Below are 18,691 nucleotides of genomic sequence, written 5' to 3'. Positions count from 1 at the left end.
CCTGTCACGCCGGGGGTCGCGGGTTCGAGTCCCGTCCGCTGCGCCATATTTTCCAGGTTCGATGTGTCGAGCTTGAGATTGAACAACCCAGGTTGATCGATCAGATGTTCAAAGGTGGTTGAGGCTTTACGCTCAATCAGCCAAGCGATACGCAGCGGTAGTTCAGTCGGTTAGAATACCGGCCTGTCACGCCGGGGGTCGCGGGTTCGAGTCCCGTCCGCTGCGCCATATCTGCCTCAAGGCCCACTGAACGCCTTGAAGCACAAGGAAAGCCACTGGCTGACTTTGATCCGATAGCAAAGACCCTGGTCGAAAGACCGGGGTTTTTTGTGTCTGGCGTTTGAAAAAACGTCATGGTGTTTGTGACATCGTCCTCATTTATAGGCAAGCGGCTGACAGATCGTCTCGATCTTGTCGGCCGTTTTGCGTTGTTGTGTCAAAAAATTTCAATGTGGTTATTTGCCGCAGGCGCAGAAACCTTTAAAGTTAACCCTTCGGTCAACTTTGCACTGTCATCATGGCCTTTTGATTCGTCGTAAAAAGGCTTCTGCAAGTCTCGATATTCGGTGTACTTAACCATAAGGGCGGATTTATAACCGCTCAGAGGATGATCCATGTCCAACCGTGAAATAACCCGGCGCTCGTTCCTCCAGGGCGGCCTGGTGGCGGGTGTGAGCGTCACGCTGACACCGCTGAGCACCCAGGCGCTGGCTGCCCTGATGGAAAACAGCGTTACCGTGCCGTCCGAAAAATGGCTGGGCAATAACGGCAAGGCGCGCCAGCGTAACGATGCGTTGTCCAAAGTGTGCGGCAGCAAAGTCTTCGCCCGCGATATCCGCTCCAAGGACATGCCCGGCTGGCCCGTGCAGCAAGGTCACGCCATGCTGCTGAAAACCATCAAGGCCGACCATATTTATGCGGGCTACGACTTGGCGTGGCTCGGCGCCGATCTGCAGCCGGATCGTATCGTCACCGCTGCCGATCTGGACAAGGACGGTATTGTTTTCCCCGAGGAGCATGCTCCGGATCCGCTGCTGCCTGAAGGCAAGGTGCCGATGTTTATCGGTCACCCGGTGGCGATCCTGATCTGGAACGATTTCGAGCGTTTCCGCCAGGCCAAGAACAAACTCAAATTCAACGACAAGGCGATTCGTTACGGCGCCAAAGTGCCGTACTACGAAGGCGACCCTTACGGTAGCTTCCGCTATGTGCGCGTTGGCGGCCCCACCTCGGCCGATGAAGACGAATTTGCCAGCCTCAAGGATTCGATTCTGTTTCCGATGCTGAAAAACCGTCGCCCGGTATGGAATTCACAACCGAATCTGCACGGCAACCTGACCGAGCGCGGGCTGTTCTACGCCGACCGCATGAAGAGTCAGATCAACACACCGCCGGACAACTGGCTGGTGTTCGACGAGCGCTACAAGACCCCGTCAATCGAGCCGGCCGCCATGGAGCCGGACAACGGCAACGGTTGGTACGATCCGGCAACCAAGACCCTGCACTTCGTGGTGGCCACCCAGTGCCCGTTGGAGGTGGCCACCGAGACTGCGAAAATGATCTCGCCGTCGCGCTTCGGCCTGGCCAACCTGAACATGCACCCCGGTTACACCGTGGGGTACGGCTCCAAAGACCACAACATCTTTGTCTACTACGCCGCCCTCGCGGCGTTGTACGGCGCCGGCGTGCCGGTGCGTCTGGCCAATGACCGTTACGAGCAGTTCCAGAGTGGCATCAAGCGTCATCCGTTCGACATTCGTTACCAATTGGCTGTCGACAAGAACGATCACAGCTTCAAGATCTTCCTCGCCGACATGAGCGTCGACGGCGGTGGCCGGATCAACTACAGCCCCTCGGTAGCCGCTGTAGGCGCCACGGCCGCACAGTCGATCTACTACATGCCGCAGAACGACCTGCAAGTCACCGCGTATCACTCGCGGGGCGTTGAAGCCGGTTCGATGCGTGGGTACGGCACCCTGCAAAGCATGGCTGCGACTGAAATGATGGTCGATGAAATCGCCGGTCGTCTCGGTGTAGATGCTATCGAGTTGCGCCGCAAGAACGCACTGCGTTCGGGCATGAAAAACACCCAGGGCGCCATTCCTGCCGGTGCGTTGCGCCTGCACGAAATCCTCGACAAAGCCTCTGTGCACGAGGTCTGGAAAAACCGCGACGCGATCAAGCAACAACGCGAAGCCGCGGACCCGGATAACTGGTACGGCGTGGGTTTTGCTATCTGCCAGAAAGACTTTGGCACTGGTTCCGAAGCTCCGATGGCCAGTATCGAATTCAGCGCTGACGGTCGCATCAGCCTGCGTCATATCGGTATCGAAATCGGCACCGGTATGTCTACCTCGCAATCGCTGGTCGTTGCCGATTTCCTTGGCAGCCCGGCACACGAAGTGAAGACTGGCGAAACAGAGTGGAAGGAAATGCAGCTGATCACCAGCGACAACCCTTACATCATGAGCCAGGCCGAGCAGGACAACCTGCTGCGCAACCCGCGCTGGGTGGGCAAGCTCGCTTCGGCGTCTTCGGCCACCAACTCGGCGTACTACTTCAGCCACGCCACCCGTGAAGCGGCGCGCGTGCTGTTCAACCATGGTTTGTGGCCGGCGGCGCTGGAGATCTGGCGTCAGGGCCCGTTCGGCGGTCAGGCCAACCCGTATGTGGTGCGCCGCGAAGATGCGCATTGGGTCGACGGCAAGCTCACCGCCAACGGCATGCAGCCGCTCAGTTTTGAAGAATTGGCCAAGCGTGCCCACGAGCGCGGCCTGGTCACCGCGGCCACTGTGCACGGTTTCAACCGCTGGAGTTGGGCCGAGGCTGAATACAGCATCGACGGCGTGCGTGAGCGCCTGCCGCTCGACGGCCTGGCCGTGAAGTACGGCGACGGCGCGCCAAAAGCCAAGCAGGCGCTGATGAGCACTGCCGGCTTCCATCTGCTGGATCGCCAGAACATCAGCTACCCCGCGACGCAGTTGAACAACGCTGCCGTGACTTACTACAGCCCGGTCGCCACATTGGTCGAGCTGAAGGTCAATAAGGGCTCGGCGCAGGTGGAGGTGCTCAATCACCATTCGTGGATCGAGTGCGGTCGCGTGTTGGTTGAGGAGTTAGTCAAAGGTCAGCTTGAGGGCGGTGTCGCCATGGGCATCGGCCACGCATTGATGGAGGAAATGCCGCTGTATGAAGGCGGGCCGGGGGAGGGTGACTGGAACTTCAACCGTTACCGTCTGCCGATGGCGCGTCACGTTGCCGTGTGGAAACAGACGTCGGAGATTTTGCCGGCGCTGTCGCCGAGCGATCCATCCAAGGGTATCGCTGAAGTGGTGATGATCCCGATCGTCGGGGCCATCGGTAATGCCGTGGCGCACGCCATTGGTAAACGTGTTCGCGACCTGCCAATCACTGCTGCGCGCATCAAGGAAGCCCTCAATGCCTAACCGTCCGCTTCAACTGACCCTCAATGGTCAATCCGTCGGCCCAGTGGACATCCCTGATGACCTGCCGATGATCGACTACCTGCACGAATACAAAAACCTCACTGGCTCGCGTCTTGGCTGCGGCCAGGGTATTTGCCACGCTTGCGTGGTCATCGTCGACAACCCGGACGGCACCAGCGAAGAAGTGCGCACGTGCATCACCGGCGCGCATTACTTTGAAGGCAAGCGAGTGCGCACCATCGAATCCCACGCCAAGCGCGACGAGTCGGGGCAGGTCATCGAACTGAACCCGATCCAGCAGCGCTTCGTGGATGAGTTTGCGTTCCAGTGCAGCTACTGCGCGCCGGGCTTCGTCAACGCAGCGACCGTGCTGGTGGAAAAGCTGCAGCGCCAGCCGACCGTACACAGCAAACTGGAACAAGTCATCGAGGACAGCCTTGGGCATCACGTCTGCCGTTGCACCGGGTACGTGCGTTATTACAACGCTACCCGCAACGTGCTGACCGATCTCGGCCTGGTCAAGGAGGGTTGAGCATGAAGCTTTTTCTGACCCGAATGACCCTGGCGGTCGGCCTGGCTGCGCCGGTGCTGTTTGCTCATGCCGATGATCAGGTCAAGCGCGGCGAATACCTGGCCCGCGCCGCCGACTGCATGGCGTGCCACACTGCCGCGGGCGGCGCGCCGTTTGCGGGCGGGCTGCCGATCGTCTCGCCGTTCGGCACGATCTACGGCACCAACATCACGCCGAGCAAAGAGCACGGCATCGGCTTGTACAATGATGACGAGTTCTTCGCTGCGCTGACGCAAGGCAAGCGTCGCGACGGAGCGAATCTGTACCCGGCGATGCCGTACACCTCCTACCACCTGATGCCGCGCGAAGATTCGGATGCGATTCATGCGTACCTCAAAACCATCGAGCCGATCGAACGTGCAGCGCCGGTGACGAGCCTGAGCTTTCCGTTCAACGTGCGCCTGGGCCTGATGGGCTGGAATGTGCTGTACGGCAAAGCGCTGAAACTGGAGCCGACCGAAGGTAAAAGCGAAGCCTGGAAACGCGGCCAGTACATGGTCGAAGTGCTTGGTCACTGCGGCGAATGCCACACGCCACGCGGCCTGCCGGGCGCGATGGAGCTGGACAAGCGCCTGACCGGCGGCATCCTCAATGGTTACCTGGCGCCCAGCCTGCTCGCCACTGACCTGGCTGCGCGCGGTTGGAATGAACAGGACCTGGCCACATTCCTCAAGCACGGCATGAGCGCCCAGGGCACGATGTTCAACGAGATGTTCCCGGTGTTCCACAACAGCACCCAGGGCCTGAGCGATCAGGATCTGGCCGCGATGGCCACGTTCCTGCTGGGCGATAACCCGCCAGCCGCCAAAGCGCTGGTCGACGTGCCGGTGGATAAACTCAGCCAGAGCGCTCAGCGCGGCCGCCAGGAATACCTGAACGTCTGCGCCGGTTGCCACGCCGCAGGTGGCGAAGGCAAGCCGCACATCGCGGTGGCCATGCGCGGCAACACCACGTTGCGACTGGAAGACCCGCGCAACCTGCTGCGTGTGATCGAGGACGGTATTGGCGAGCAGAAATTTTCCGGGTTCGAGCACATGCAACCGATGCCGGGGTTTTCCGAGAAGCTCAGTGCGCAACAGGTGACTGATCTGCTCAATTACCTGCGTCAAGGTTGGGGCGGCCAATCGGCTGAGCTGGCCGTAGGCGATGTGCAGAAGCTGCAAGCCGAGGCGCCTTCCGTCGAACACAAGGCGCATTGACGGCAGCGTATGAAGCGTACAGCCGGTGTGGGAGTGAGCAAGTCGCTCTCACACCGGATGTGTTTACATTCCGAATTTATCGCGCAACCCGTAGTACCAAGCCCCCAGCGCTGCAAACGGCGTGCGCAACATCTGCCCGCCCGGGAACGGGTAATGCGGCAAGTCCGCAAACGCATCAAAACGCTCAGCCTGCCCGCGCAATGCCTCCGCTAGTACTTTGCCTGCCAGGTGCGTGTACGTCACGCCATGGCCGCTACAGCCTTGTGAGTAATAGATGTTGTCGCCAAGACGGCCGACCTGGGGCAGGCGCGACAGGGTCAGCAGGAAATTGCCGGTCCAGGCGTAGTCGATCTTCACGTCTTTGAGTTGCGGGAATGCCTTGAGCATTTTTGGCCGGATGATTGCCTCGATATTCGCCGGGTCCCGCGCGCCATACACCACGCCGCCGCCGAAGATCAGGCGCTTGTCACTGGTGAGGCGGTAGTAGTCGAGCAGGTAGTTGCAGTCTTCGACACAGTAATCCTGCGGCAACAGCGTCTTGGCCAATTCATCGCCAAGGGGTGCGGTGGTGATCACTTGGGTACCGCATGGCATCGACTTGGCCGCCAGCTCCGGCACCAGGTTGCCCAGGTAAGCGTTACCGGCAACGATAATGAATTTGGCCCGGACCCTGCCTTCGGCGGTGTGTACCACAGGGTTGGCGCCGCGCTCGATGCGCACCGCTGCCGATTGCTCATAAATCGTACCGCCCAGGGATTCCACGGCCGCCGCTTCGCCCAGTGCCAGGTTGAGCGGGTGGATATGCCCGCCGCTCATGTCCAGCAAACCGCCCACATAGTTGTCACAGGCCACCACTTCGCGGATGCGGCGTTCGTCGAGCAATTCCAGCTGCGTATGGCCGTAGCGCTCCCACAGGCGCTTCTGCGATTCCAGATGACCCATGTGCTTGCTGTTGAGTGCGGCAAATACACCGCCGTCCTTCAAGTCGCACTGGATCTGGTATTTAGCCACGCGCTCACGAATGATCTTGCCGCCTTCAAAGGCCATCTGCCCCAGCAACTGAGCCTGTCTGGGCCCGACACTGCGCTCGATCACATCGATATCACGGCTGTAGCTATTGACGATCTGCCCGCCATTACGACCCGAGGCACCAAAACCCACCTTGGCGGCTTCCAGTACCGTGACGCGAAAGCCGTTCTCCAGCAAAAACAGCGCGCTGGAAAGCCCGGTGTAGCCGGCACCAATCACACAGACATCGGTTTCGACCTCACCTTGCAGCGTCGGGCGAGGTGGGGCTGCATTCGCGGAAGCGGCGTAATAGGACTGGGGGTAGGGGGTGTTCGCCATCCTGGAACCTCTGTTTTATATTTTTTACGAGTGCGGCGATCCTACCTGAGTTGAAAATTGCCTGCCAGCCACCCGGAAATCCCAGGTGTACCCGGCATAAATAAAAAATTCGCATATTCATAGGCTTAGCTGCAAAAAAGATGTTGACACCCCTCCGGAATTCCGTAGAATGCCGCCTCACAGCAGGCACGTAGCTCAGTTGGTTAGAGCACCACCTTGACATGGTGGGGGTCGTTGGTTCGAGTCCAATCGCGCCTACCAAACAAAATCCGCTCTGCTGGGCGGTCTGGAAGGGCTCACCGAAAGGTGGGCCCTTTTTTGTTGTCTGGAATTTGGGCAATAGCCATCCCTACACGGCTCAAGGCGTGTATTCAGGGGTTTGAACGCTCGATCAGCAGAACAGCGTAGCCACCGACAGCAGGCAAATTATCTGGACGAACACCTGGCAGCGTATTTCGCCAAACGTGGTCGCCATATCACTCATTTGTCCGGCATACATAGCGCGAGCCCTCATTGTCGGTATAACACCGTGAACGAACTGCAGGTACACACAGCTGCATGATGGAGTATAGGTTCTGATTGAGAATCTACACGGTTGAACGATTTTGAGCTCCTCATCAGGTTGGCTGCGCGACTTTCCCCTTGAGGCCTGGACGCTTTCTCCTGATAGCGCCCGACCGTCGGCGCCATCCCCCCACAAAATTTATTGGTGTGCAGCAACAATTTTTCTTGTTGGACACTCCCGGTCTCCAGACAGCAAAGTTGCCGCCACTGACGCTCGACCTTCCGGGTCAACAATAAAAAAACCGAGCCGACTGCACGCCACTTCCAAGCTGTGAGCCCTTTGCCCACATCCTGCTGTTATGGCGCCGCAGCGCGCACTAAAGGACCTCTGTGCCATGCAAACAGTTGTGAACCTATGGCCGCTGATCGGCGTGCTTGTCATCGTGGTCGGCTTTGTATTGCGCTTCAATCCGCTGTTGGTGGTCACCGCCGCCGCCATCGCCACCGGGCTTGCCGCCCAGTTCCCGCTGGAAAAAATTCTCGCCACCATGGGCGATGGTTTCCTTCAGACTCGTGCCCTGCAATTGATTCTTTTATTGCCGCTGGCGGTGATTGGCCTGTTGGAGCGCCATGGCCTGCGCCTGCACGCGCAGAACTGGATCGCGCGCTTTGAGCGGGCAACGGTCGGGCGCTTGTTGATCATTTATCTGTTTGTGCGTGAGTCCACGGCGGCCATGGGGCTGACCAGCCTGGGTGGGCATCCGCAAATGGTGCGGCCACTGTTGGCGCCGATGGCCGAAGGTGCAGCGGAAAAGCGCTACGGCAAGCTGCCAGACAAGCTGCGCCACAAGGTCTTGGCCATGTGTGCGGCCACCGATAACGTCGGGCTGTTTTTTGGTGAGGATATTTTTGTCGCCTTCGGTGCAATTGCGTTGATGCACACCTTCCTGTTGGGCTCGGGGATTGATGTGGAGCCGCTGCACATCGCGGTGTGGGGCATTCCGACGGCGATTTGTGCGTTCATCATTCATGCGATCCGGCTGCATCGCTTTGATCGACGATTGACCCGCGAAATGAGTCCGGCCAACACTTCCGTGGAGGCTGCTCAATGATCATTTCCATTCAATACCTTTATTGGCTCGCCGGTGTTCTGTTGCTGATCACTGCGGGCATGATCCTGCTCGATCGCACCCATCCCAAACGCTGGTCCAGCGCGCTGTTCTGGTTGTTGTTCGCCATTCCGTTCCTGGTGGGGGAGCGTCTGCCCTCGGTGGCCATCGGCATCGGTGTGGTGGTGATGGCGTTGATCGCCGGCTTGGGTGGCGTTGGTCGCGGCCAGCACGCCGAATTGCACGTCAAGGCGTCCCGCGCCAGCGCCGGGCGCCTGGGCCACAAGTTGTTTATCCCGGCCTTGGCGATTCCGTTGACCACGGTGATTGGCTCGGTATTGCTCAAGCACACCGAAATCAGCGGTGTACCGTTGCTGGACCCGAAGAACACCACCTTCGTCTCCCTCGGCATCGGCTGCCTGATTGCTCTGGGCCTGGCCTGCTGGCTGACTCGCGATACGCCGGTACAAGCCCTGCGCGAATCCCGTCGCCTGACTGAAGCCCTGGGCTGGGCCATGGTGTTGCCGCAGATGCTGGCGATGCTTGGATTGTTGTTCAACGAGGCCGGGGTGGGCACGGCAGTCGCCCACGTCACCACCACCTACATCAACCTGGACTACAAGCTGGTGGCGGTGATGGTCTATGTACTGGGCATGGCCCTGTTTACGGTGATCATGGGCAATGGTTTTGCGGCTTTCCCTGTGATGACTGGCGGCGTCGGCGTGCCGGTGCTGGTAGGGATTTATGGCGGCAACCCTGCGGTGATGGCGGCGATCGGTATGTTTTCCGGTTACTGCGGCACGTTGATGACGCCGATGGCGGCCAACTTCAATATCGTGCCAGCGGCGTTGCTGGAGTTGCCCGACAAGAACGCGGTGATCAAGGCGCAGATCCCCACGGCGCTGATGATGCTGGTGGTCAATATCGTGCTGCTTTACCTGTTGATGTGAGGTCACTATGCAAACTGTACTGCTGACGGGGTTCGAGCCCTTTGATAACGACCTGGTGAACCCGTCATGGGAGGCTGCGCGCCAGTTGGATGGCGTGCAACTGGGCGAGGGTGCACGCATTGTCGCGCATTGCCTGCCCTGTGCATTTGCCACGGCGGGTGAACACCTGGCCCGATTGATCAGTGAGTTGAACCCGGCAATGGTGATTGCCACCGGCCTGGCGCCCGGGCGCAGCGAGATGTCTATCGAGCGTGTAGCGATCAATATCAATGACGCACGCATCCCCGACAACCTCGGGCAGCAACCGGTTGATACGCCAGTGGTAGCCGGTGGCCCGGCTGCATACTTCTCGACATTGCCGATCAAGGCCATGGTCAAGGCGCTGCGTGACGCGGGGGTGGCGGCTGCCGTTTCGCAAACGGCGGGCACGTTCGTGTGCAATCAGGTGTTCTACCTTTTGCAGCACCGGCTGGTCGAGGCCGGGGTGCGCAGTGGGTTTATCCATGTGCCGAGCGCGCCGCCGGCCGACCAGCCGCCTTTGGTTGAGGCCTTGCGACTGGCGGTCTCGACGGCCTGGCTAACCGAAACGGATGTGCGGGAAACAGGCGGGCAGGTGAGCTGACGGTCGGGCTGTGAATGGAGTCATTCGTGGGGCAACTTCGACTATAGTTCACAGGTGTATCCACCTTGGAAAACCATCATGATCAAGTACCCGAAGTTCGTATCTGTCGTGTTGTCCCTCGCGCTGTTTGCGGGTAGCGGTCTTGCCTTGGCCGATCCCGGTAATGGCAAGGGGCAGGGTAATAACCAAGGGGGGCAGGGCCAGGGTAACAAGGGCGGTCAGGGGCAGGGCAATAACAAAGGCAATAACCCCGCAGGGCAGGCCTACGACAAGCCCAAGGGCAAGGGCGGCTCAGGTGGTCCCGGCCCCAGCGTTGACCGAGGGAGCGTATTGAATGTGCTCGGCGGTTATCGCGATTACTGGAGCCCAGGGCCTGCATTGCCGCCGGGGATCCAGAAGAACCTGGCGCGCGGCAAGCCGCTGCCACCCGGTATCGCCAAGAAACTCGATGGTCGCCTGCTGGGGCGGCTGCCTCACTACGACGGTTATGAATGGCAGCAAGTGGGAACCGATTTGATTCTGGTCGCCATCGCCAGCGGCATCATCTACGAAGTACTCAATGGCGCCTTTGATTGAGCGGAAAAACCCTCACGTCTCCTGCGCGGGGAAAAACAATTCAAAGCACGTCACGCCGTCTTCACTGCTGATGCCATACCGACCGTTATGCAGCTGCATGATGGTCGCCACAATCGACAATCCCAGTCCATTGGACTGGGATGAACATTCACGGGATTCATCCACCCGGTAAAAGCGTTCGAACAGCCTGGTCAAATGCTCCGCGGCAATGGTTGCACCCTGGTTGCTGACCTTGATGCAAGTGCCCTCGACCGTCGGGATGGCCTGGATATTCAGTTCGGTGTTCGGCGCGCCATACTTGATGGCATTGGCACACAGGTTCGCCAGGGCACGGCGCAGCAGCATCGGCTCCGCCCAGATCACACCTTTGCCCACGCCAACGATGTGCATACCCACATCACCGGCCAAGCCCTCGAAATAATCGGCGATGCGCTCCACTTCATCCGCTGCGTCCAGCGCCTGGCGCTGACGCAGGGCGCTGGCCGGGCCGGTGCGGGCCAGGAACAGCATGTTGTCGAGCATCCGTGCCAGGCGTTCAAGCTCTTCAACGTTTGAGGCCAGCAGTTGCTGATAGTCTTCAATAGTGCGGCTCTGTTGCAGCGCGACCTGGGTTTCACCGAGCAAGTTATTGATGGGGGTGCGCAGTTCATGGGCCATATCGGTGGACACCTGGCCCAGTTGAATAAAACCTTTGGCCAGCCGTTCAAGCATGGTGTTGAAGGCTTCAATCATCGGCAGCAGTTCCTTGGGCGCGCCTTGGCTGCCCAGGCGCTCGGCCAGGTTGTTCACGCCGATGCCCTGTGCATGTCCGGCCAGGCGCCGCAAGGGCACCAGCCCACGGTGTACCAGCACATAACCAACCAAGGCGAGAATGACCGCCGCGATGCTGGCCAGGATAAAAACACTCAAGCGATAACTGGCAAGCATGGCTGTGCGTTCAGCCATCAGGCGCCCGACGGTGACTTGCAGGCTCCCCAGGTCACCGGTGTCGATGAAAGCCGCCACGGTGGCGAAGGGCACGCCATCTACGCCGGGCAAATGGTGTACGTCGGCGAGTCCAAGGGCGTGGTCTTTTGCCACGGCCGGCACGGCCGGTATTTGAATGTTGCCCGGGTTGACCAGCAATAACGGAGTCTGCCCAGGTGCAGCGATGCTCAGTACCGACTCACTGTTGCCCAGCATGTTCTGGAACAGCTGGGGCTTGGTCTTGATCAGCTCGCGGGTATTGCCGTCATTGAGCACGTTGCGCAGTTGGTTGGCGCGCGAGATCAGCGCGGCGTCGTCACGCTTGATCAGCTCACGCTCCAGCTCGTGGTAGAGCGTCACGCCCAGGGTGGCCAGCAGGGCGAAGGCGAGCAGGGCAAAGATCAATGCCAGGCGCAGGGTCAGGGAATAATGGCGATCGCGCTTCATGGTTGGGTATCGAAGCGGTAGCCAATGCCGCGCACGCTGTGGATCAGTTTGAGCTGGAACGGGTCATCGATCTTCAGGCGCAGGCGGCGTACGGCAACATCGACCACATTGGTGTCGCTGTCGAAGTTCATGTCCCATACGCGTGAAGCGATCAGCGAGCGCGACAGCACCTGGTCCTGGTGGGTGGCAAACAGGTGCAGCAACGCGAATTCCTTGTTGGTCAGGGTAATGCGCGTACCGGCGCGGGTCACGCGGCGCTTGAGCACGTCAATGTGCAGGTCGGCGATGTGCAGCTGTTCTTCTTCGCGGCTCGGGCCACGTCGGTTGAGGGTGCGCAGGCGTGCAACCAGTTCGGCGAAGGAGAAGGGTTTGATCAGGTAGTCGTCGGCACCCAGTTCAAGGCCTTTGATGCGGTCGGCGATGTCATCGCGAGCGGTGAGGAACAGCACCGGTGTATCGGCCTCTTTGCGCAGGCGACGCAGCACTTCCCAACCATCCATTTTCGGCATCATCACGTCCAGCACGATCACGTCGAATGGTGTTTCCAGGGCCAAGTGCAAACCCTCTACGCCGTCGCGCGCCAGGCTCACCGAGTGGCCCAGCTCCTGCAAGCCATTGAGCAGGTAATTGCCGGCCTTGGGTTCGTCTTCGACTACGAGGATGTTCATGGAAAGTGTCCTGCTTCAATAAGTGGCGCAAGTGTAGCCCGATCAATTGTCACTGGCGCAACCGACGCCCTGAACTTGGTAATCGAGTAGGTGTTCGCGGCCCTGATGGTCCAGGTAGCGCAAGTGCGCCGGGACAATCCCGCATTGGCCAGAGATGTCGGTGCTCGATAGCACCTTGTCGACATCCAGGTGTAGGAAGAAGCCGGTTTTGCCGTGGATGACATCGCTGGCAGACGTTACGTCGGCAGCGAAGGCAGTACCGGTGGCGAGCAAGGCGGCAAAGCCCAGGGCGAACAGTTTCATGGCGGTCTCTCTCGTGGCTGGGGGCTGCCGGGTTGGCAGTGAGTTCACAGTAACCAGGCGACCCCAACAGCCAACCAACAGGATCATGACAAGTTCGTCATTCTTGGTTCGAGCCTGGCGCGTGGGCAATGAGTGTCCGGTCGAGCAGGCTCTACGTTTACAAGCGCCGAGGTGATCCGTAGATTGCAGGGGTCCAGCTCATGAGGAAGCCGCGCAGTGTCCATCTCAACTTCATCCGTGTTCAACCGACGTTACCGCGCTTTCCTGTTCGATATGGATGGGACCCTGCTCAACTCCATCGCTGCGGCCGAGCGTGTATGGAGCATCTGGGCCGAGCGCCATGGTCTGGATGTGGAAGCGTTTCTGCCTACCATTCATGGCGCGCGCGCGATTGATACGATCACCCGCCAGGCGTTGCCGGGTGTCGATCCAGAAGTTGAAGCCCAGTGGATTACCGACGCGGAGCTCAACGATGTCGACGGCGTTGTAGCGATTCCCGGCGCAGTGGCGTTTTTGAAAGGCTTGCCCGCGGATCAATGGGCACTGGTCACGTCTGCCCCCAAGGCGCTGGCGTTACGTCGACTGCAAGCGGCAGGCATTCCCGTGCCGGCCGTGTGGGTGACGGCCGAAGATGTGGCCAACGGTAAACCCGACCCTGCGTGCTATTTATTGGGCGCGAAACGCCTGGGGGTGTCGGTTGAGGACAGCCTGGTGTTCGAAGACGCCGCGGTGGGCATTCGAGCGGGTGAAGCAGCGGGGGCGGATGTTGTGGTTGTCACCTCGGCACACTTGGAGCCCATGGTGACTGCACACGCTTGCATCAACGACTACGGCGATTTATGCACCGAGCATGGCGCTGATGGCTTGTTGTCTTTGCGCAAGCTGGCGCCGTGATACGCAGCAGGTCCTCAGCGTGTGGTTTTCTGATGGGCACGAAGCGCTGCGCGCTGGCATAGCTTGCGCAAGATAACTTTTTGGATGGGTTTGAGGCAGAACACCAGCAGGTAGCCGCAGAGAAGGAGCGCCAGGTCCAGCCAGGAATGGGCGTCGGGATCGGCGCCCTCGACTTCGACTCTCACCCCATACCCAAGCGCCAGGAAGGCCACCCCGATCAGCAGGGCGATCATCCAGGATCTGGAAACAAGAGGTGGCGTCGCGACTGGCCTCATCGACGTATTCCTGAATGCACACGGATGGCAGGATAAAGTGTCAGAAATTGGGCTGCGAATACTTCAACAAGTTCCAGATGCCCAGACAGTTTCATCTTGCAGCGAAGGGGCATGCTCAAAGCGCACTGGTCAGGCTGGAAGACGCGAGCAGGCCGATTGGGTTTTCGCCAGCCATTACAGTGAACGAAAGGGCTGGCTACTGGAGGCGTTTCAAGGCGTCTGGTTTTTGTCGGGTGCAGTCAGGCCGGCCTGGATGCGCTGGTAAATCTCCTCGCGATGCACGGCAACGTCCTTGGGTGCGTTGATGCCGATTCGTACTTGCTGGCCGCTAACGCCCAGAATGGTGATCGTAATGTCATCACCGATGTTTATGCTTTCACCAACTTTGCGGGTGAGTATAAGCATGGACTTCTCCTTGATTACTTTTAAGGACACATGTGTCAGACAGGGCAGGTGTCGGATGTGTGTAGCTTACTGCGAAGCGCTTCCCTGTGGCTGCCTCTTTTAGGACGCATAGAGGCGACATTAATTCCCATGGCGGCATCATACAGGTCGCGATACATCATTCGCATTGTTTAAGCCAACGTTTATGACGGCCAGAATAGACAGTGAATGGTAAAGTCGCCTCTTTATCCTCAAAGGAGCAGGGCAGTGCGTAAAGTAGCGATGGCAATTGTGGTGTTGGCGTTGGCCGGATGCGGTGAAGGTAAATCGGTCGATGCGCCCAAGGCCAAGCCTGCCGTGACCGAAAGCCTGCCACAAACTGGCGCGATTGCCGCTCAGGAATGGGATGTGCGCGTCGGCCCGCCAGACCACAAGCTGCAGGCGATCACCGACCTGACCGCCTGGTTGCTGGAGCATGGTTTCAATTTTTATATCGTGAAGGTCGACGGCAAGGATGAGGTGCTGTTGGGTCCGTTCGCAACCAAGGCCGAGGCCGAGGCCAAACAAGCCTTGCTCAACGAAAAGATGGCCCGCGCGAAGAAAACCGACACCGTGTCTGAAATTATCGAACACAACGCCGCGCAGTGACGTGCCAAGTGGGCGGCAACCCCGCCCACGTTCAACCGCAGGCCTTGAGATTCACCGGGCCGACAAACTCGTTGCCCCGTCCCATCACGCAAGCCACGGTCTGGTTGCGCTGGCGCTCCCAGGTTTGCACCGGGTAAGTCTTGTTCCAGGCTTCATACAGCTGTCGATCCTGCTTCGACAGGCGCAGGCCGTATTGCTTGCTCATATAAAAATACGTGCGTGCGATCATGCCGCGAATGGACGGGCGTGGCATGACCTTCTTGGCCTTGAAATCCACTTGGGTCAGGCACGAGCCGTACTGCCCACTTTGCACGGGCAGCCAGCCAAAGCTGAAGTTGTTACGGTCGCCATTCACTTCGCCGATGCTCGGCACCAGATTGTGCAGGTCCGCCTCGGCGCGCTTGAACACATCGTCGTGGCGCGTGCAGTTCTTTCGCCCGCCGTTTTGCCAGCATTGGCGCTGATGCCCGATTTGCCAGGCCGGCACGATGTGTTCCCACTCGATGCGCGCGGCGCGATTGGCGTTTTTGCGCGGGATGTAACCGCAGGCTTTCAAATTCACGCGGTTACCGGTGTATTTGCAGCCGCAATAGAATTCGGTCGATTGGGGTGCGTAAAGCTTCCAGGCGATTTTCTTGGCTTCGCTAAAGGTGCGAGGGGCTTGGGCGTTGGCGGTTACGCTTAAAAACAGACAGCACACAGCAATAAAACGGGCACTCACAATCAATCTTCCTTCGGCACAACCCAAAAAATCTGCACGCCACCGTCATCCCGATAGGCGAGGGTGACGTTGTCGTTTTCTGCAATTTCTTCCAGTAGACGTTGCCACACGTCTTCCGGCTCATCGGGTAAACGGAAGAGCAAGGCTGTCTTGGCTTTCTGTGCGTTGGTCGAATTGATGATCTTTTGCACGCGAATAGCCAGGCGCTGATAGGCGTCAGGCGCTGCAGGTGCTGCGGAAGAGGGCTTTGCCACGGAGCATTCCTTAATTTGCTGTACGCACATACAGTATTTAACTGTAGGCGATTTCGCAACTGCTTAAATTTCAAGAAGTTCGTCTGACAGCGATTCGGGAAGTTTGTTGAGAAGGGGAGCAATTGTGGGAGCGAGCAAGCTCGCTCCCACAGGTCGATCAGCAGTAATCAGTATTCCCAGAACATGCGTTGCAGCTCTTTGCTGTCCTGGGTCTTGGTCAGGGCTACCATGGCCAGGATGCGAGCTTTCTGCGGGTTCAGGTCCAGAGCCGCAACCCAGTCGTATTTGTCGTCTGGTTGTTCAGCGTTACGCAGAACCATACCGCCGGCGTTGACGTGGGAGGAGCGAATGATCTGTACGCCTTGCTTGCGCAATTCGACCAGCGCGGGAACGACTTTCGAGGATACCGAACCGTTACCGGTACCGGCGTGGATGATGGCCTTGGCGCCAGCTTGGGCCAGTGCTTTGTAGGCAGTGTCGCTCACGTTGCCATAGCCGTAGGCAATTTCAACGTCAGGCAGGCTCTTGATGGTCTTGATGTCGAATTCCGAATCCATGGTGTGACGCTTGGCCGGCAGGCGGAACCAGTAGGATTTGCCTTCAACGACCATGCCCAGCGGGCCCCACGGGCTCTTGAATGCCTCGGTCTTGATGTTGATCATCTTGCTGACGTCGCGACCCGATTGGATTTCGTCGTTCATGGTCACCAGCACGCCTTTGCCCCGCGCATCCTTGCTACCTGCGACAGCGACTGCGTTATACAGGTTGAGCATACCGTCAGCCGACATGGCGGTACCTGGACGCATGGAGCCGACCACGACGATAGGCTTGTCGGTTTTTTCTACCAGGTTCAGGAAGTAGGCAGTTTCTTCAAGGGTGTCGGTGCCGTGAGTGATCACGATGCCATCCACGTCTTTGCTGTCAGCCAGTTCTGCGACGCGGCGACCCAGTTGCAGCAGGTTTTCGTTGTTGATGCTTTCCGAAGCAATTTGCATCACTTGTTCGCCGCGTACGTTGGCGATCTGGCTAAGCTCAGGAACGCCGGCGATCAGTTGTTCGATGCCGACTTTGGCTGCCTGGTACGTAGCACTGTTGGCTGCACTGGCGCCGGCGCCAGCAATGGTGCCGCCTGTGGCAAGGATCACTACGTTGGACAGTTTGGTTTTGTTTTCGACTTCTTTTGCCTGTGCGGCAAGGGGGAACAGCAGCAGCAGGGCCATGGCGCCCGGGACAAAGTTCTTCAATGCAGATTTCATTATTTTTCTCTCTGGTTTTTGATGAGTGCTGTAGCCGGTTCATCTAGAACACCCGGGCGGTTCTGAACGCCGCGAGGTGCAGGGGAAAAGCAGGATTTGTACCAGGCCGAGTGTGTGGTTCTTCTTAAATTAACGTATTGATTTAAAACAACTTATGAGATTTTTTAAACTTGTTTTGAGTGAGTGGCGTCCGGCTTTCCGAACGGTTGAGGGGTAGTGTGTTCGGTTGTCCGACAGCCCTGTCACAAAATTCGAGTGCGATTAGCGTCAACACCTGTCGTTTTAGAGAGTGCGAGAAAAAGGTGGCCTTAAACGTTTCAGTCCCCAAGGTTGGTTGGACCAGGCCGAGGGCATGGGATTGAAAGGCCAGTTTCTACCGTTGACAAATCCCGACAAGGTTCTCATAGTTTGCTCAACGCAAACGTTTGCGAGATGTTTCACGAGCGCTCCAGGAGTATCGTGACAGCTCGCATCAGCCGCCCGGGTGGGAGGGCCGCCGAAGAGGTCTTCGGTGCAAGCGTTGCTCACAATAATCATAAGATCGGAGTGAACCCATGAAGCTGCCATTCGCTGGACGTCTTCTTGCTGTCGCTGTGCTTGCCGCATCCGCTGCTTTGCCTCTCTCTTCTGCACTTGCTGATGACGCTGCCAAAACACCTACTGTTGGTTTGGTCATGAAGTCCCTGGCCAATGAGTTCTTCGTCACCATGACCGACGGTGCCAAGGACTACCAGAAAGCGCACCCGGCAGAGTTCAAGCTGATCTCCAACGGGATCAAGAACGAAACAGACACCAGTGCGCAGATCGCCATCGTCAACGAGATGATCAACTCCAAGGTAGACGCGCTTGTCATTGCTCCCGCCGACTCCAAGGCACTCGCCAGTGTGCTGAAGAAGGCTTCTGATGCCGGTATCAAGGTCGTTAACATCGACAATCGCCTGGACCCGGAGGTACTCAAAAGCAAAAACCTCGATATCCCGTTCGTAGGTCCGGACAACCGCAAAGGCTCCAAGCTGGTGGGCGACTACCTGGCCAAGCAACTGGCCGCGGGTGACAAGGTTGGCATCATCGAAGGCGTACCCACCACGACTAACGCCCAGCAGCGCACCGCAGGCTTCAAGGATGCGATGGACGCAGCAGGCATGAAGATTGTTTCCACCCAATCCGGCAACTGGGAAATCGACCAGGGCAACAAGATTGCTGCAGCGATGCTGAGCGAAACGCCGGATATCAAGGCGCTGCTGGCCGGTAACGACAACATGGCCCTGGGCGCTGTCTCCGCCGTGCGTGCGGCAGGCAAGGCGGGCAAGGTATTGGTGGTGGGCTACGACAACATTGATGCGATCAAGCCAATGCTCAAGGATGGTCGTGTGTTGGCCACCGCTGACCAGGCTGCCGCGCAACAAGCGGTATTCGGTATCCAGAACGCACTGAAGCTGGTCAAGGGTGAGAAGGTCGATGCCAAAGATGGCGTGATCGAAACCCCGGTCGAACTCGTCATCAAGCAGTAATCCCGGCAGTACCCAACAGCGCTCGCTCGTCCTGAGCGGG

General features: G+C 58.6%; 20 protein-coding genes and 2 tRNA genes. 12 read left to right on the top strand and 10 right to left on the bottom strand.

All coding sequences use genetic code 11. The features are described 5' to 3' along the window. The first annotated feature begins 151 nt into the window (after positions 1-151). Positions 152-228, top strand: a tRNA-Asp gene (locus E4O98_RS12755). A gap of 208 nt (positions 229-436) precedes the next feature. Here the strand turns inward: E4O98_RS12755 and E4O98_RS12750 are convergent. After that, positions 437-616: a hypothetical protein gene (locus tag E4O98_RS12750; RefSeq protein ID WP_032880254.1), complete on the bottom strand. Its 180-nt coding sequence runs from the start codon at positions 614-616 to the stop codon at positions 437-439. Between E4O98_RS12750 and E4O98_RS12745 the strand changes: the two genes are divergently transcribed. Genes E4O98_RS12745 through E4O98_RS12735 form a run of 3 tightly spaced genes read left to right on the top strand, consistent with a single transcriptional unit; the run spans position 615 to position 5,216 of the window. Beyond that, entirely contained in the window at positions 615-3,446 is a 2,832-nt protein-coding gene (locus tag E4O98_RS12745; RefSeq protein ID WP_248135322.1) for a xanthine dehydrogenase family protein molybdopterin-binding subunit, read from the top strand. The genes E4O98_RS12750 and E4O98_RS12745 overlap by 2 nt on opposite strands. Continuing rightward, positions 3,439-3,978: a (2Fe-2S)-binding protein gene (locus E4O98_RS12740; protein WP_005789732.1), complete on the top strand. Its 540-nt coding sequence runs from the start codon at positions 3,439-3,441 to the stop codon at positions 3,976-3,978. Before E4O98_RS12745 ends, E4O98_RS12740 begins: the two co-directional genes overlap by 8 nt. A 2-nt stretch (positions 3,979-3,980) precedes the next feature. Further along, a complete protein-coding gene (locus tag E4O98_RS12735) occupies positions 3,981-5,216 on the top strand; it encodes a cytochrome c (RefSeq protein WP_032880259.1) in 1,236 nt (411 codons plus the stop codon). A 63-nt stretch (positions 5,217-5,279) separates the two neighbouring features. Here the strand turns inward: E4O98_RS12735 and E4O98_RS12730 are convergent, their stop codons facing one another. Next, positions 5,280-6,563 carry an FAD-binding oxidoreductase gene (locus E4O98_RS12730; protein WP_032880262.1) on the bottom strand — a complete coding sequence of 428 codons (1,284 nt, stop codon included), beginning with the start codon at positions 6,561-6,563 and terminating at the stop codon, positions 5,280-5,282. Positions 6,564-6,747: 184 nt separating this feature from the next. On the opposite strand from E4O98_RS12730, the gene E4O98_RS12725 reads away from it, so the two are divergent. The 5 genes from E4O98_RS12725 to E4O98_RS12705 all read left to right on the top strand — a co-directional run bounded on the left by E4O98_RS12725 (position 6,748) and on the right by E4O98_RS12705 (position 10,324). Further along, a tRNA-Val gene (locus E4O98_RS12725) sits at positions 6,748-6,824 on the top strand. A gap of 638 nt (positions 6,825-7,462) precedes the next feature. Further along, positions 7,463-8,179, top strand: coding sequence for a DUF969 domain-containing protein (locus E4O98_RS12720; protein ID WP_032880264.1), 717 nt, complete (start codon positions 7,463-7,465; stop codon positions 8,177-8,179). Beyond that, entirely contained in the window at positions 8,176-9,126 is a 951-nt protein-coding gene (locus E4O98_RS12715; protein ID WP_148854412.1) for a DUF979 domain-containing protein, read from the top strand. The genes E4O98_RS12720 and E4O98_RS12715 overlap by 4 nt, the downstream gene beginning before the upstream one ends. A 7-nt stretch (positions 9,127-9,133) precedes the next feature. Continuing rightward, positions 9,134-9,748, top strand: coding sequence for a pyroglutamyl-peptidase I (gene pcp, locus E4O98_RS12710; RefSeq protein WP_223018993.1), 615 nt, complete (start codon positions 9,134-9,136; stop codon positions 9,746-9,748). Positions 9,749-9,826: 78 nt separating this feature from the next. Beyond that, on the top strand, positions 9,827-10,324 hold the full coding sequence (locus tag E4O98_RS12705; protein WP_223018992.1) for an anti-virulence regulator CigR family protein: 498 nt from the start codon (positions 9,827-9,829) through the stop codon (positions 10,322-10,324). A 12-nt stretch (positions 10,325-10,336) separates the two neighbouring features. On the opposite strand, the gene E4O98_RS12700 is transcribed toward E4O98_RS12705, so the two are convergent. From E4O98_RS12700 to E4O98_RS12690, 3 genes are read right to left on the bottom strand one after another with little or no spacing between them, the layout of a single operon-like run. Continuing rightward, positions 10,337-11,737, bottom strand: a complete 1,401-nt coding sequence (locus E4O98_RS12700) for a heavy metal sensor histidine kinase (RefSeq protein WP_248135319.1) — start codon at positions 11,735-11,737, stop codon at positions 10,337-10,339. After that, positions 11,734-12,405, bottom strand: a complete 672-nt coding sequence (locus tag E4O98_RS12695; protein WP_032880272.1) for a heavy metal response regulator transcription factor — start codon at positions 12,403-12,405, stop codon at positions 11,734-11,736. Before E4O98_RS12695 ends, E4O98_RS12700 begins: the two co-directional genes overlap by 4 nt. Before the next feature lie 42 nt (positions 12,406-12,447). Next, complete coding sequence (locus E4O98_RS12690; protein ID WP_248135317.1) at positions 12,448-12,708, bottom strand: DUF2790 domain-containing protein; 261 nt, start codon at positions 12,706-12,708, stop codon at positions 12,448-12,450. A 216-nt stretch (positions 12,709-12,924) separates the two neighbouring features. On the opposite strand from E4O98_RS12690, the gene E4O98_RS12685 reads away from it, so the two are divergent. Continuing rightward, the gene (locus E4O98_RS12685) at positions 12,925-13,602 is read left to right on the top strand and encodes an HAD-IA family hydrolase (RefSeq protein ID WP_248090324.1); all 678 of its coding nucleotides are present in this window, start codon (positions 12,925-12,927) and stop codon (positions 13,600-13,602) included. A gap of 14 nt (positions 13,603-13,616) precedes the next feature. Here the strand turns inward: E4O98_RS12685 and E4O98_RS12680 are convergent, their stop codons facing one another. Together E4O98_RS12680 and csrA are read right to left on the bottom strand one after the other, a co-directional pair. After that, the gene (locus E4O98_RS12680) at positions 13,617-13,877 is read right to left on the bottom strand and encodes a hypothetical protein (RefSeq protein WP_248135313.1); all 261 of its coding nucleotides are present in this window, start codon (positions 13,875-13,877) and stop codon (positions 13,617-13,619) included. A gap of 210 nt (positions 13,878-14,087) precedes the next feature. Next, positions 14,088-14,282, bottom strand: a complete 195-nt coding sequence (gene csrA / locus E4O98_RS12675) for a carbon storage regulator CsrA (protein ID WP_003192511.1) — start codon at positions 14,280-14,282, stop codon at positions 14,088-14,090. A gap of 261 nt (positions 14,283-14,543) precedes the next feature. Here csrA and E4O98_RS12670 point away from each other — a divergent pair, with 261 nt between their 5' ends. Then, positions 14,544-14,909 carry a hypothetical protein gene (locus E4O98_RS12670; protein ID WP_032880279.1) on the top strand — a complete coding sequence of 122 codons (366 nt, stop codon included), beginning with the start codon at positions 14,544-14,546 and terminating at the stop codon, positions 14,907-14,909. Between the two features lie 31 nt (positions 14,910-14,940). Here E4O98_RS12670 and E4O98_RS12665 read toward each other — a convergent pair whose 3' ends face one another. The 3 genes from E4O98_RS12665 to E4O98_RS12655 form a co-directional block, all read right to left on the bottom strand. Beyond that, entirely contained in the window at positions 14,941-15,630 is a 690-nt protein-coding gene (locus E4O98_RS12665) for an endonuclease I family protein (protein WP_005789706.1), read from the bottom strand. 2 nt (positions 15,631-15,632) lie between these two features. Beyond that, positions 15,633-15,884, bottom strand: coding sequence for a DUF1654 domain-containing protein (locus tag E4O98_RS12660; protein ID WP_248135310.1), 252 nt, complete (start codon positions 15,882-15,884; stop codon positions 15,633-15,635). Positions 15,885-16,051: 167 nt separating this feature from the next. Then, positions 16,052-17,140 (bottom strand): asparaginase, encoded by a 1,089-nt coding sequence (locus E4O98_RS12655; RefSeq protein WP_005789702.1) that lies wholly within the window; start codon positions 17,138-17,140, stop codon positions 16,052-16,054. A 554-nt stretch (positions 17,141-17,694) separates the two neighbouring features. On the opposite strand from E4O98_RS12655, the gene E4O98_RS12650 reads away from it, so the two are divergent. After that, positions 17,695-18,651: a sugar ABC transporter substrate-binding protein gene (locus tag E4O98_RS12650; RefSeq protein ID WP_005789700.1), complete on the top strand. Its 957-nt coding sequence runs from the start codon at positions 17,695-17,697 to the stop codon at positions 18,649-18,651. Positions 18,652-18,691: the final 40 nt, after the last annotated feature.

Source organism: Pseudomonas sp. W2Jun17, from assembly GCF_023127795.1.
Taxonomy (GTDB): Bacteria; Pseudomonadota; Gammaproteobacteria; order Pseudomonadales; family Pseudomonadaceae; genus Aquipseudomonas; species Aquipseudomonas synxantha_A.
The sequence above is the reverse complement of the archived record's forward strand: the minus strand, read 5'-3'. Positions and strand labels throughout refer to the sequence as shown.

What these genes read in the sequence shown, in the direction of transcription:
- E4O98_RS12745 (WP_248135322.1), top strand. Translation starts at nt 615, where the DNA reads ATGTCCAACCGTGAAATAACCCGGCGCTCGTTCCTCCAGGGCGGCCTG.
- E4O98_RS12750 (WP_032880254.1), bottom strand. Translation starts at nt 616, where the DNA reads ATGGATCATCCTCTGAGCGGTTATAAATCCGCCCTTATGGTTAAGTAC.
- E4O98_RS12740 (WP_005789732.1), top strand. Translation starts at nt 3,439, where the DNA reads ATGCCTAACCGTCCGCTTCAACTGACCCTCAATGGTCAATCCGTCGGC.
- E4O98_RS12735 (WP_032880259.1), top strand. Translation starts at nt 3,981, where the DNA reads ATGAAGCTTTTTCTGACCCGAATGACCCTGGCGGTCGGCCTGGCTGCG.
- E4O98_RS12730 (WP_032880262.1), bottom strand. Translation starts at nt 6,563, where the DNA reads ATGGCGAACACCCCCTACCCCCAGTCCTATTACGCCGCTTCCGCGAAT.
- E4O98_RS12720 (WP_032880264.1), top strand. Translation starts at nt 7,463, where the DNA reads ATGCAAACAGTTGTGAACCTATGGCCGCTGATCGGCGTGCTTGTCATC.
- E4O98_RS12715 (WP_148854412.1), top strand. Translation starts at nt 8,176, where the DNA reads ATGATCATTTCCATTCAATACCTTTATTGGCTCGCCGGTGTTCTGTTG.
- pcp (WP_223018993.1), top strand. Translation starts at nt 9,134, where the DNA reads ATGCAAACTGTACTGCTGACGGGGTTCGAGCCCTTTGATAACGACCTG.
- E4O98_RS12705 (WP_223018992.1), top strand. Translation starts at nt 9,827, where the DNA reads ATGATCAAGTACCCGAAGTTCGTATCTGTCGTGTTGTCCCTCGCGCTG.
- E4O98_RS12700 (WP_248135319.1), bottom strand. Translation starts at nt 11,737, where the DNA reads ATGAAGCGCGATCGCCATTATTCCCTGACCCTGCGCCTGGCATTGATC.
- E4O98_RS12695 (WP_032880272.1), bottom strand. Translation starts at nt 12,405, where the DNA reads ATGAACATCCTCGTAGTCGAAGACGAACCCAAGGCCGGCAATTACCTG.
- E4O98_RS12690 (WP_248135317.1), bottom strand. Translation starts at nt 12,708, where the DNA reads ATGAAACTGTTCGCCCTGGGCTTTGCCGCCTTGCTCGCCACCGGTACT.
- E4O98_RS12680 (WP_248135313.1), bottom strand. Translation starts at nt 13,877, where the DNA reads ATGAGGCCAGTCGCGACGCCACCTCTTGTTTCCAGATCCTGGATGATC.
- csrA (WP_003192511.1), bottom strand. Translation starts at nt 14,282, where the DNA reads ATGCTTATACTCACCCGCAAAGTTGGTGAAAGCATAAACATCGGTGAT.
- E4O98_RS12670 (WP_032880279.1), top strand. Translation starts at nt 14,544, where the DNA reads ATGGCAATTGTGGTGTTGGCGTTGGCCGGATGCGGTGAAGGTAAATCG.
- E4O98_RS12655 (WP_005789702.1), bottom strand. Translation starts at nt 17,140, where the DNA reads ATGAAATCTGCATTGAAGAACTTTGTCCCGGGCGCCATGGCCCTGCTG.
- E4O98_RS12650 (WP_005789700.1), top strand. Translation starts at nt 17,695, where the DNA reads ATGAAGCTGCCATTCGCTGGACGTCTTCTTGCTGTCGCTGTGCTTGCC.